We start from the raw sequence: 12,545 nt of genomic DNA, 5'->3' as shown, positions 1-12,545 counted from the left end.
CTTAGATAACTGCTGTAAAAAAGAAGGCAGAAGAAAGAAAGGTACACTTATTTTACTGTAACGATTTTCTTCTGCTTCCACGGAGCCAGCACGATTTCTGCCACCCTCTCTTTCCTCTGTTCCCATAAAGCCCCGGAATTCTCTTCAATATAAAAACGATCTAAACCGATATCCACTTGATATTGAGCAGTTGAAGAGTCCGACCAGCGATATTTAGAAGACAGAACCACTTGAGCGTTTGAAGCGTCCGGCCATATAGTAGAAGCTCTCACAAGCTCATAGACTTCTGATTCACTTTTCTCAAGCAAAAGAAAGACCTTTTCTCCTCTGGTAAGCGGCTTCTCAACGGCCCACTTTTCCTTGGGTATTTGTTCAATTTCATATTCCAGCGTAATATAGTCCCCATAAAAAGGATCTCTTGGATCAACAGGAACTGTTTTCAATGTAATGGTCTCTCCGAATATATCCATGGCATAGTAGGATACGGACATTAAGATTAGAAAGAACACCTGGAGAAGGACAAACCCATAAAACCATTTGTTTTTCTTCACTTCTCCCCGCCTCCTTTATAGATGGTCCGTCTTTTCTTCTCAAGAAAATAACTGAGAGCAAACAGCATAACTCCGCCCACAAAGAAGAACAAAGATCGATCCATAAAATCCCAGGCCAGTTGAAAGTAAGCGATAAAAGTCGTGATCAGAAAAACGAACGTTCCTTTGTTCACCCAGCGAGCCACTTCCTGCTGATAGCCGGAAATAAGCCATAGCAGGGCATACATAAATAAGAGAATTAAAGAAAGCAGGTCTCCAAACCCAAAACGAAACACAGGGACAAAAAGCAGAAGGTCAATCCAATAATAGTTTGTTGAACTGAGCGCTGACCGAATAACGGCAAAAACAAACAAAGCAGCCCACACCAGAAAAAAGTACAAGGAGGACTCCGTCAATTCTCCAACATAGTCATCGCCAAGAAAGAATACCTGAAATGTAAGCAAAATAAAAACAGAGAAAATACTAATGGTTTTAAATACATGTGTTTTCCCTTTCTCAATAACGTAATCATCAATGATATAGAGAAGCAGGAAGAAGGTTAACAGCCAGTAATAGGGAATTCCCTCACTTAAAACAAGAAGAATGACCTGAAGTATATACCCAGTTCCAAAGACCAGCCGCTGAGGATATGTGTTTTTCTTCACCATAATCCAGCCCAGTCCAGCAATGAATAATAGACTCATCCACACATGAAAGCTCTGGTAAACCAGTGCGCTGTATATCTGCCCGGCTGAAATGATGGCAATGGTCGTATAAAAAAATGTTGTGTCTTTAAAGAAAATGTACAAGACAAATCCAGCAATAGACCATAAAAGAAATGGAAAGGCACTAAAGGATGTATAGTGGTACATCTGGCCAATCAAAAATATACTGGAACCGAACACAAGCAGGGCAATAAGAATTAAACTAATTCCTACACGCTTAGAACGCTTTCTATAGACCCAGTCTCCTCCCAAATAAAACCCCGTTAAAGAGGTCAGCAGGATTCCCATTCTCCCTAAATCTGTCAGGTAGGACCAGTTTGAAGCAATAAACGTTAAAAATCCGAGGCCGATGAAAATTGCCGCAAACGTCAAAAGCAGCGGTTTATTTTGTTTTTTTGGATATCGTTCGATCAGCAGTTCGCGCTGGGCATCACTGATAATCGCCTCTTCCACCCATTTCTTACTTTCTTTTATGAGTTGATCACGATTCAAAACCTCTGCCCCCTTCTCTTATGAAACAGCCTTACTACGGCGTTTTAATGGCTGCCTTCTGCCATATGTCAACGTGCGCCACAACCACTCTAAAGGTCCAAAGCGGAATTGCTTCAACCAGATTCTGCTTAAGAACATCTGCAAACTGTAGAAGACAACAACGATTGCCACACTTCCAACCGGGGGAACGTCTCCATAAAGCCCGAACCCTACAGAATAAAAGAGAATAAAACTGACCATGGACTGGAGAATATAGTTCGTCAGTGACATTCGACCGACCCACGTTAAAGGATGAATAATCCTCGCACCAAATGAAGTTCTGTACAATAGAGTAATAGATAAGACATAAAACACTGCCGAGGCGGATCCACCTATACTGTCCTGCGCGAGCTGGAACCATTCGGGGCTTCCATACAGGTGTGGCAAAGCTTTAAACAGGAGAAATAAAACCCCTGTAAACACCCATGTTTTCCGGATTGATGGAAGGTGTTTTCCCGGTTCATGAAGCCAGCGCTTCCGACAGATATACATGCCGAACAAGAACATTGGAAGCAGACTCAAAGCAAGAAATGGAAGGTTGCCCCACTGATTTGCATACACCCAATCATTGAGGTTCTGCCGCCAGATATCGAAAATGTTTCCATTTCCATAATTAATAAGAGCCTGTTCTATAGCCGGCCGATGAACAATTCCCTGCAGTTGATCACGGATCATATACAAGGAAAATGTAAGGGGAAGAACAAGAAAAGCAAGCATTCCATAAGCCCAGTATAATAAAGTCCTGGGAGATGTGTGGAAAAACGCGAGGAGAAGTAAACCGAGCATACCATAAGATAACAAAATATCTCCGTGCCAGATGATAAAAGCATGGATGAGACCAAAGCCCGTTAATACAAGAAGGCGTCTAAAAATGATGGGACGAAACGAGAGGCCTTTTTCTACAAGACGGTCTTTCATCATCTGAATACCAAAGCCAAACATAAATGAAAACAATGTGTAAAAACTCGCCTGGAAGAAAATATCAATGATGTTCTGGATGGTATGACTCAAGGGAGATGCCCAGAATATTTCCTGTCCCCCATATAAAAAATAAGGGGCATTAAACGCTGGAACATTAACCATAAAAATCCCAAAGATTGCGAGCCCCCTGGCGGCGTCAACCCAGTCGAGCCTTTCTGACTCTTGTAATGGTGAAGCTGTCTTAATCATATGTATTCCTCCTCTGCTCTTTATTTTACTTTTCTTACGTTATTTAAACAATGAGGTTTCATAAGATATAGAAAGGAGTTTTGTATATGCCCGCAAAAGTGGGAGCCGTTAAAGTTATATCCCTCTCATCCTCGAGTATTTTTAATATCGGTGATGTATACAATATGGCTCCTCAGGCTCAAGCCAAAACCTTTGCTGGAGGGGGATCATTTAATACTGGTGACGGCATCCGCATCAACATAAACCGTTCAGAAACCTTCGTTAATGATTCTGAGCTCATCGATCAGCCGATTGCCAATAATGCTTAGGAGGAATATTATGAATCTGACTGTCCATCAGTCCATCTATATTCATGTGTTACGCATAGGCAGTGTTGCGAATTCCTCTGTCGTTCAAATTGGAAGTTCCGGGGTCATTCAAGCTAAATCAGATCTTTTCAACACTGGAGGTTACCAACAGCCCGCCCCTAAAGCACAGCCGAAAGATGGAAACGTCACTATCCCTGAGGCTGAAGCGGGTACACTGGTTCCACTTTCCATAACATAGACGTGCCTCTTTTCTCATATTATTGGATAGGGGGTGAGCACATTTGAATCAGTATTATTCTTGGCAGGCCTGGATTCAGCAGATGATGCAGCAAATGGAACAGCAGCAAAAAATGATCGAACAGTTACAGAAAAAAATCGAACAGCTTCAAACCATTGAATCACCGCCGAAGACTGTTATAGAAAAAATTGAATACCATTTCGATCAACTAAAAATTGAGACACTCGAAGGAACCCTGCAGATCGGTCTCACACCAAATGGCTCAGACCTATCCGATATCGGTGATTTATATAGTAATCACAACAAGCAGCTCCCACAAACGGACGATCAAGCTTTACATTTCCTTCAAGAATACATGGTATCTGATATCCCTGCCTGGATGAATCAGTACTGCCGTGATCATGACATACAAATAAGCGAAGACCATAAAGAGCGTATGATTGCAGATGTCAGAAAGCAGCTGCCGCAGCGCTTGGAATATTATCGTAACCAAGACCCTGAAGCGCCTCCCGAAACGCTTTTTCATCAAATCCAGACGGAAATCCAGCATTCCATTACGCAATACTTTGAAACTTATAGAGGAGATGATGATTGATGAATCACATCGTTCACAATTATGGCCTGCACGTAGGGAACATTCGCGTGACGGGTGTTTCTGGTTCTTCCGTTTTTCTAATTGGTGATAACAAAACCATCCGCCTTCAATCCTTTTTTGACACCCCTCCCGAGTCCCTGATTATCGGTCCGTTTGACAATATCGAGGAAAATTCAAATGTAGAGATGGAACAGAATGATTAAGCGGATGGTTTATGTTCGTAACATGGACGTCACCTCCGTGCTCATCGGATCGATTGTCGATATAGGAGATGTTTACCGCGCAGCCCCTTCTTCGAGAGTCCTGGCCGTGCAGAAAGAAGGGGTACGGTTCCAGTCTGATATTTATGAGTTCGAGGATTTTTCCATTTTCTCAAAAGAAAGTTCTCCCCCTTTAGTTCCACTCTCTATTGAATCATTTTCCTATCAAAACCGTCCAATTGAAGTGGATGATGTCCGGGTTATTGGTATATCAACAGCGGGGATCTCCCAAGTGGGCGGCATCGACCATATTGACGCAATCAGCTATACGAAACACTTCCGAGTCCTTGAAGAAGAACAATAGACACTCGTCATGCATAGGTTGTAACTATAATGCTTGAATCGCACCAAGAAGGAGGCGATTGCGATGCCGGCAATAGTCGGTCCCATAAATATTAACAGTGTAGGTGGCGGAGTCGTAAACTTTGGAGATTCGTTTTATTTATCACCCAAATCCTCTGGTAAAACGAATGCCGGATCAGGAGCACTCAACACGGGGAACTGGATCATCACAAATAACGGGTTAAGCTCAACAAACCCTTTTGATCCGGATGGAGCAGACCAGAACATTACAGCGAATGCCTAAAAGCGATATTTATAATTGGTATCTCCTTAATAACATCCTTTCTGTCGACTGGTTGGAGGAGTAAACCAAAAAGCAACGAACCAGGGGGAGCCTGATTCGTTGCTTTTTTATCTTTTTTTACGATTGGATTTTCTTGTTGTAATTTTCTTCTCAGGATCCTGTTTTTTCACCCAGCGTAGATACTTCTTCATAGCAGGATGGTCCTGCAGACGTTCAATAGAATGATAAAAAGAAGCAAGTTCTTCATTTGTAAACAGTGCATGAATCTGCCTGTGGCAGGCGGTGCACAACATCGCCGTCGGTCCTTCTACACCGCCGAACTGTTTAGGAATCAGATGATGTTCTGTTGTTTTCACCGGATAACGGTGACACAAATCACACGTCTTTTCCACCAGGATCGACCTCCACTACAAGCGGTCCATCAAAGAAGTACAAACAGCTTTTACGAACCGGCTGCTTCCATATTTTTTCAAGCGCGACTTTATACATTCCAAGCTGTGTGCGGTACCGGCCGGCTAATTGTTTTTCCACCCTTTCTGGATCACCAGGAATGGCATCGGATTTATAATCTACAATCATCCATCCATCTTCATATGGAATCATTGCATCAATTACCCCTTGTATAAACACCTGTTCTTCTGTTTCAACATTGTCCCAACGGGCATACACTTCGTCTGCTGGAAGGGTTAAACTGAAAGGAACTTCCCGCTCTACAAATTCACTTTGTAAAACAAGCGCACCTATAGATGTTTTGAAAAAGTCTGCCACCGCTTTAAAATCAATTACATCCGCTTCTTCTCTACGCAGGATTTCGCGCAGGACAAGATGTTCCACGTACTCCTCGACCTCTTCCTCTGTCCACACTTTGGTAAAAGGAATGTGCTGCATGACCGTATGCAAAGCTGTTCCACGTTCGGCCGCTGTCGTTTGCTTATCTTCCTGCATAAACCTAGGCCGCTTCACAATGGGGGCGCGATAAGGAATCAACAGCTGGTCACTGGAATACTCATCCTTAGTCTCGCGCTGACGCTTAATTTCTGTAACCGTCTGCTTAGCCCGTGTGTAGGCTGCTTGTTTATGCGGGTAAACAAAATCCAAACGGCTGACATATGACGTGTCCGTACCAGATTCCACCTCTACGGGCTTCCATTCTTCAATTGCCCTTTGCAGCTGTTCGTCACGTTTTTCAATCACTTCATCAAGGACAGAGAACTCACTGCCATGAGCAATGTTGACCCGCCACTGAGAGTTATCATAATGAATTTCCTCAGCGGTCTTCACCTCAATATCCCCCCGCAGTTCCGGGGTGTGCTGGTGACGAATAAGCGCTGGTCCAACCCAGTCCAAATATGATTTCGCCTCCAGTCGATCATGAGGCGGCAGTACCCAGTCCTTCGTCTCAACGAACGACTGCCACTTTTCCTGTTTCTTTTCAAAAGAAGCGACGTTGCCTACCATGACAAGCTTTTCCTTAGCTCTTGTAAGGGCTACATATAAGACACGCATTTCTTCTGCCAGTAATTCTCTGCGCTTTGCTTCTTTAAGAGCGTGATAAGCAAGCGTTGGATACATGAGTCTCTTTTCCGGATTAATATAGCGCGAACCAAACCCGTAATCTTTGTGAAGCAGGTAACGGTTCTTCAAGTCCATCATGTTAAACTGTTTGTCCATCGCTCCGAGAATGACAACAGGAAACTCGAGCCCTTTGCTTTTGTGGATGGTCATAATGCGGACAACATCTTCCTGCTCTCCAAGTGCACGGGCAGATCCAAGGTCATCCCCACGCTCTTCAATTCGCTCAATGAATCTTAAAAATCGGAATAACCCTCGGAATGACGTAGCCTCGTAGGAACGCGCCCGGTCATATAAAGCACGTAAATTCGCTTGTCTTTGGCGCCCTCCAGGCATTCCTCCAACAAAGTCGTAATAGCCCGTTTCACGAAAAATATCCCAAATGAGTTCAGACAGTGCCCCCTGGCGCGCACGTTCACGGAAACTTTTCAGTTGAGCAAGAAACCCATCAATCTTTCGTCCGAGTTCATCTTTTACCACATACGCTTTCATGGCTTCGTAATAGGTCACACGCTTCTTCGCCAGCCGGATTTGTGCAAGATCATCTTCATTCAGTCCTACAATAGGGGACTTCAACACAGATGCCAAAGGGATGTCCTGCATAGGATTGTCGATCACCTTTAATAAACTGAGCATGATTTTAATTTCAATCGCTTCAAAATACCCGGTAGACAGCTCGGCATAAATCGGAATTCCCTGCTGCTTCAACTCATCGACAATGGTTGGTGCCCAAGTCATTGAGCGCATTAAAATAACGATGTCCCGGTATTGTAAAGAGCGCTTGGTACCCGTTTCTTTGTCAACAATTTGAAGGGGCTCCCCTCCTTCATATCCCAGCCACTTACGAATCATCCTTCCATATGCGCGAGCTTCAAGCTGGGCTTTCTCAAGGTCCTTATAAGCCTCATCTTCTTCTGATTCTCCGTCTTGTGACTCCCGGTCAATGAGGAAAAGTTCAGCATCCGCATCATCCGCTGTTAACTCATCATAAATGGTGTTGCTATAAATTAGTTCTGCCTCTTTTTCATACTCCATCTCTCCAACCTCTTCATCCAGTACCTGACGAAAGATATAGTTGGTCGCATCGAGTACCTGCTTACGACTTCTAAAGTTCCGGGCCAGATCAATACGTTCTCCATGATCTTCTGTCGTCCCGTAAGCCTTATACTTATTTAAAAACAGCGAAGGTTCCGCGTGCCGGAAACGATAGATACTCTGTTTCACGTCGCCTACCATAAACAAATGCCCAGCTTCCTGTCCTTCTGTAAGCAGGCGGAGCAGTGTTTCCTGAACGAGGTTGGTATCCTGATACTCATCGATCAAGACTTCTGTGAACTGTCTTTGGAAGCTTTGCGCCACGTTTGAAGGAATGAGTTCTTCCGGTGTGGCTGTTTCATCAAGTAAGATATGCAGACAATAGTGCTCAAGGTCAGAGAAATCAACAATGGCTTTCTCCTTTTTCAGCTGTTCATATCGACCTTTAAAGTCTTTTACTAAAACGGCGAGCTGCTCCATGACAGGATGAAGGTCCTGCATATCCTTCAAATAACTTTCCAGCGAGCGGGAAAACCATTCGTCACGTACATCATTCCATCGCTTCTTATAACGGTCGCGAATTTTCTTTGCCTGCTCTTTTTTATCTGCATCACAATCCATCTTCTTGCGTGACAGAGTGGCAAACTTTTGATCAGACATAAATCCCTGCATCTCTGTCCAGGAGTGAGCAAGCGCTCCTTTTGCGTTCTGAATCATCTCAAGGTCCGCTTCTGCTGTCTCACCATAGGCATGAGGGCCATCCGGCTCACGAGTCAGCTCAAGGACCTGCCTTGCTTCCACTTCCATTGCCTTTAACTGACTGCTCACCTCCTGCTTTAAAAGCTGAAGCCAAGGAAGGTCTGTTTCCCCTTCCACGTTCTCCACTTGATACATCTGCACCATTTGATCAAGCCATGCATCGGGCCACGGATTCTGAGTGGCAAAGGTATAAAGATCAAGCACTAATTTTTCAACATCAAGGTCGCTTCGATCGCTGGAGAAGCGTTCCACAACATCGAAGAACCTCTCCTGCTCTTGTCCCTCTTTTCCATACCAATCTTCAAAAAGATCTTCCAGCACTTCCTGTTGAATTAAGTCTGACTCCACTGTATCCGCAATCCGAAACCCAGGATCGAGATCAAGCATATAAGCATAGCGTCTTACAACATCCATACAAAAGGCGTGCAGGGTAGATATAGACGCATTTTGCAATAAAGACAACTGTTTTTTCAAATGATGAGAACCTGGATTCTCTTCGAGCGCCTTCGCAAGTGCCTGGCCTACACGGTTTCTCATCTCCTGGGCGGCAGCATTTGTAAATGTAACGACAAGTAAAGAGTCAATATCCACAGGATCGCTCTTGTGTAAAAGTTTCTGAATAATTCGTTCCACAAGCACGGCCGTTTTCCCAGAACCCGCAGCTGCGGCCACGAGAATGTTGGAACCGTGCGAGTAAATGGCACGCTCCTGTTCTTCTGTCCAGCTGACCATCAGGCATCCCCCTCTCTCTTCGTCAATCGCTCTAATACATCATCATCTTTCAATTCCTGAAGCTTACGATATTGATTTTCTTCAAGCGTCGGGTCGAACTGGCAGACAGACCGGTACGAACAGAATTCACAGGCAACCTGCTGCTTCTTCTGAAATGGATCGAGGTCGACTCTGCCATCTGTAATCTTCGTCCCCGCTTCTGTCATTAATCCGCGGATATATTGCTTTAACTGTTCGAAGCGTTCCGCATCAGCCGTTCTTGAACTCTTATAAAAACCGCCTTTGGCTTTTAAAGCAGCTGGAACAATCTGGCTGTATCCTTTATCAAGACCCGTGTCCATCATCTGGACAACACGTTCATTTTCAAGCAGTAAGCCCTGCATTTTGAACTTTTTAAAAATCTCTTCTTCAATCTGCTCATCCTGTAGCAGCTGTTTTCCTGTAATCATTGGGTTGTGAACGTGGAAGTACAAAACACCACCAGGAGTAGCGTTCATTCCAAGCCACTGCTCAGCATTCGTCAACACAACATCAAGATAAGCGAGCATCTGAAGAGACAGCCCATAGAAAACGTCCACGAGATTTAACCCTTTGCTGCTTGATTTATAATCGATGATTCTCAGAAATAAATCTTCTTCAGACAGAGCCTTATCAACACGGTCGATCCGCCCTCTGAGCATTAATTCATAGCCGTTTGGCAGATCAAAGCTAAGCGGCGGCAGCTTAGCATCGGCCCCCGTTCCAAACCCCAGTTCTAATCCCACCGGCGAAAACTGGCTTTTCCTTGCCTGCTCACTTAATACGAAGGCAGCCTGGGCGATTACCTGCTGCAGTTTCTTCTGGATATATTGATAACGATTTGAACTCTTCAGAATTTGATTTTGTAGAATCGGCGCTAAACTGCTTGTTGCTTTTTCTGCATACTGATCCGTTTCTTCCCTGCCCAGTTGAGAAAAGTCGCGCCCTTCTGCCTGCACCCATTCCGTAATTTGTTTAAGTGCTTCGTGGAAAAGCTGGCCGATATCCGGAGCGTCGAGTTTATAAGTCCGTCTTTCCTCAAGTCCTAAACTGTGCTGAGCAAAGTACTGATAAGAACATCGATGATACGTTTCCAAACGTGAAACACTCGTCTTCATTGTTTTATCAAACAACTGACCAGTCGTTTCCCTGGACAAGTCAACGGGCTTATTTTTATAAAAAAGACTCTGCAGCACCCGGTTGGTCAGACCATGGGGAGGTTCCTGTTCGATGTACCAATTCAACAACTCCCACCACACCGGCTGCATCACATACCCTTTCAAATAACGGGCGAACTGCGCTGTAAGGGCTGACCGTGTTTTAGATGGGTTCGTAATAAAACGTGTGGCATCATGCAGGTCATCCGGATCCTGCCATAATACATGTTCCTGACAGGATGGAAAGAGTTCTTCTATACGCTGAATAAGTGTCGCTGGTACTTTTGACTTCCCTTCCTCATTACTGAGCGGGTAGCTGATCCAAAGCTGATCGGCCGGCATTGTCAATGCAAGGTACACGTAAAAGCGGTCATCCAGCAGTTGACGATTGCTCCCATCAGCAAGCTTCAATCCATGCTCGGCGAGCAGCGATCGTTCCTGTTCTGAGATCATGCCGTCACTTGGCGGTTTCATCGGCCACATGCCATCTGTTACTCCAAGGAGAAAGGATGCCTTAATACCTGTAATTCTTGAACGGTCCACACTCCCTACGATTACGTGATCCATACTCGGCGGCACATGAGCAAATGTAAGAGATTCCAGCCCGCTGTCTATCGTATTTCGAAAAATCTGGAGGGACATCTTCTCATCTCCCGCCATTTCAACCATCTCATCGAGCAATTGGAGGAATTCATCCCACACCTGTTCCTGTTCACGGCCACGCTCAATATCTCCTTGTTCATCATAGAAATTCCGCCACGATTCCAGCTGGTCCGGCACACGCAGGCCTTCAAGCCACAAATAAATAACCCGGGACCGTTCTTCGATCGTTTCAGAAGCCCTCAACTGCTCATCAAAAGGCTGCAATGCCTGACGTACTTGTTCCCGGTAGGCATTAATCCGTTTTTGTTTCTGCTTTTCCTCATCCGTCTGAGACGCCTGTTCAAAACCGCGAAAACGCTGGTACACCCAGGGATCCTCCGAAAACCATTGGCTGCGGCCACGTATCCCATACTCCAAGACATAGTTCTCAAGTTCATCAATCGCATCTTCCGTAAGGGGAAAAGTCCGATCTACCGCGGGTATAAACCCTGTTTTTAACAGGCGGAAAACCGCATCATAACGGAAGTTCCCCTCAATTACATCAAGACCGGATCGAACAAGCTCAATCAGTGGATGGTTCAACATCGTTCTTTTTTCGTCAATAAACACAGGAATGTCATAATCATCGAACAAGGTTTCAATGAGACTGTGGTACACATCGGGTTCACGCATGAGAACCGCGATATCCTTGAATCGGTATCCCTGATCGCGGACAAGGTGTAGAATCTCCTGAGCTACTCCTTCCACTTCAGCCCGGGGGTGAACAGCCTCGGCCACGTGAATGGGGGCATCTTCCAGGTAAGGTTCTCCGGGTCTTACATCAAAATACTTTTCCAAATGTCTAAAGGCAGGCTGGTCTTTCATCCTCCCAGCTGTATGGTCAAGAATTTCCGTGTCATCCACGCTGACACCAGCTTCCTCAGCTACCCTTATAAGGTCTAAGTAGGTTTGTTTCGTTTCATGGAAAAGATCAAGCTCCGGGTTCTGTCCTTCCTGAGGTTGATCGGTTGTCAACGTCACATGGACGGTGTCTACTTTCTTCAATAAGGCTTCCATCACTCCATACTCTTGAGGAGTAAAGCTGTGAAAGCCATCAATGTACACCTCAGCTCCTTCTAAATAAGAGGCGTTCGGTATTTGATCAGCCAGTAGTTGAAGTTGATCCTCACTATCTATGTACTGCTCTTTTAACGCATCAACAAGGCGGTCGTATATATACGTCAAGTCATCCAGTTTGTCACGGAGGCCTTGCTCTTCGCTTGTCGAATGCACAAATTGATCAAGCGCATCCATTTGGGCATGTAAATCTTCTGGGGTGATTCTGTAACGTTTAAACTCCGTTATCATTCCTTCTAATTGCTCAATGAACCCCTGTTTTTCGACAGCTTTTTGAAAAACACGCCACTCAGAAGTCCGTTCCTCAACGAGTTTCCGCAACATCATTTGGACGCCCGTAGAGGTAATAAACTTCCGTGTGCCGCCACCTGTTTCCTGAAGAACCCGCCAGGCCAGTCTTGAAAAACTGAAGACCTGCGCACGTATAGATCCTTCAACCCCCTTTCGCTTCAACAGCCCATATTCCTGTTGAAACGTCATTTGGTCAGGGACAATATAAATAATAGCGGGGCCCCTCGGCTTTTCTTTCAATTTCGATTCAATTTCATTTAAACACCGTGTACTTTTTCCTGCTCCTGAACGTCCGAGCAAAAAACGCAAACCCATATCG

The 12,545-nt window shown here is 44.9% G+C and carries 12 protein-coding genes; 6 read left to right on the top strand and 6 right to left on the bottom strand.

Going from position 1 to position 12,545, the window contains the following annotated elements:
- Nucleotides 1–47: 47 nt before the first annotated feature.
- The 3 genes from LC036_RS00850 to LC036_RS00840 are packed head-to-tail and all read right to left on the bottom strand — an operon-like array spanning nt 48 to nt 2,956.
- On the bottom strand, nt 48–551 hold the full coding sequence (locus LC036_RS00850) for a GDYXXLXY domain-containing protein (RefSeq protein WP_226576857.1): 504 nt from the start codon (nt 549–551) through the stop codon (nt 48–50).
- Nucleotides 548–1,747, bottom strand: a complete 1,200-nt coding sequence (locus LC036_RS00845; RefSeq protein ID WP_226576854.1) for a DUF2157 domain-containing protein — start codon at nt 1,745–1,747, stop codon at nt 548–550. Before LC036_RS00845 ends, LC036_RS00850 begins: the two co-directional genes overlap by 4 nt.
- 18 nt (nt 1,748–1,765) lie before the next feature.
- Nucleotides 1,766–2,956 carry a DUF418 domain-containing protein gene (locus LC036_RS00840; protein ID WP_226576851.1) on the bottom strand — a complete coding sequence of 397 codons (1,191 nt, stop codon included), beginning with the start codon at nt 2,954–2,956 and terminating at the stop codon, nt 1,766–1,768.
- A gap of 86 nt (nt 2,957–3,042) precedes the next feature.
- On the opposite strand from LC036_RS00840, the gene LC036_RS00835 reads away from it, so the two are divergent.
- The 6 genes from LC036_RS00835 (at nt 3,043) to LC036_RS00810 (ending at nt 4,943) form a co-directional block, all read left to right on the top strand.
- Nucleotides 3,043–3,264 carry a spore germination protein gene (locus LC036_RS00835; RefSeq protein WP_226576849.1) on the top strand — a complete coding sequence of 74 codons (222 nt, stop codon included), beginning with the start codon at nt 3,043–3,045 and terminating at the stop codon, nt 3,262–3,264.
- 10 nt (nt 3,265–3,274) lie between these two features.
- Nucleotides 3,275–3,502, top strand: coding sequence for a spore germination protein GerPB (locus LC036_RS00830; protein ID WP_226576846.1), 228 nt, complete (start codon nt 3,275–3,277; stop codon nt 3,500–3,502).
- Nucleotides 3,503–3,545: 43 nt separating this feature from the next.
- Nucleotides 3,546–4,097: a spore germination protein GerPC gene (gerPC, locus tag LC036_RS00825; RefSeq protein ID WP_226576843.1), complete on the top strand. Its 552-nt coding sequence runs from the start codon at nt 3,546–3,548 to the stop codon at nt 4,095–4,097.
- Complete coding sequence (locus LC036_RS00820; protein WP_226576840.1) at nt 4,097–4,300, top strand: spore gernimation protein GerPD; 204 nt, start codon at nt 4,097–4,099, stop codon at nt 4,298–4,300. The genes gerPC and LC036_RS00820 overlap by 1 nt, the downstream gene beginning before the upstream one ends.
- Complete coding sequence (locus LC036_RS00815) at nt 4,293–4,661, top strand: spore germination protein GerPE (RefSeq protein WP_226576837.1); 369 nt, start codon at nt 4,293–4,295, stop codon at nt 4,659–4,661. The genes LC036_RS00820 and LC036_RS00815 overlap by 8 nt, the downstream gene beginning before the upstream one ends.
- A gap of 63 nt (nt 4,662–4,724) precedes the next feature.
- A complete protein-coding gene (locus LC036_RS00810; RefSeq protein ID WP_226576834.1) occupies nt 4,725–4,943 on the top strand; it encodes a spore germination protein in 219 nt (72 codons plus the stop codon).
- Between the two features lie 107 nt (nt 4,944–5,050).
- Here LC036_RS00810 and LC036_RS00805 read toward each other — a convergent pair whose 3' ends face one another.
- Genes LC036_RS00805 through addB form a run of 3 tightly spaced genes read right to left on the bottom strand, consistent with a single transcriptional unit; the run spans nt 5,051 to nt 12,541 of the window.
- A complete protein-coding gene (locus tag LC036_RS00805; protein ID WP_226576831.1) occupies nt 5,051–5,335 on the bottom strand; it encodes an HNH endonuclease in 285 nt (94 codons plus the stop codon).
- The gene (addA, locus tag LC036_RS00800) at nt 5,319–9,041 is read right to left on the bottom strand and encodes a helicase-exonuclease AddAB subunit AddA (RefSeq protein ID WP_226576828.1); all 3,723 of its coding nucleotides are present in this window, start codon (nt 9,039–9,041) and stop codon (nt 5,319–5,321) included. The genes LC036_RS00805 and addA overlap by 17 nt, the downstream gene beginning before the upstream one ends.
- Nucleotides 9,041–12,541, bottom strand: coding sequence for a helicase-exonuclease AddAB subunit AddB (gene addB, locus LC036_RS00795; RefSeq protein WP_226576825.1), 3,501 nt, complete (start codon nt 12,539–12,541; stop codon nt 9,041–9,043). The genes addA and addB overlap by 1 nt, the downstream gene beginning before the upstream one ends.
- Between the last annotated feature and the right edge of the window lie 4 nt (nt 12,542–12,545).

This window comes from Halobacillus litoralis (assembly GCF_020524025.1).
Classification (GTDB): domain Bacteria; phylum Bacillota; class Bacilli; order Bacillales; family Halobacillaceae; genus Halobacillus; species Halobacillus litoralis_D.
The sequence above is the reverse complement of the archived record's forward strand: the minus strand, read 5'-3'. Positions and strand labels throughout refer to the sequence as shown.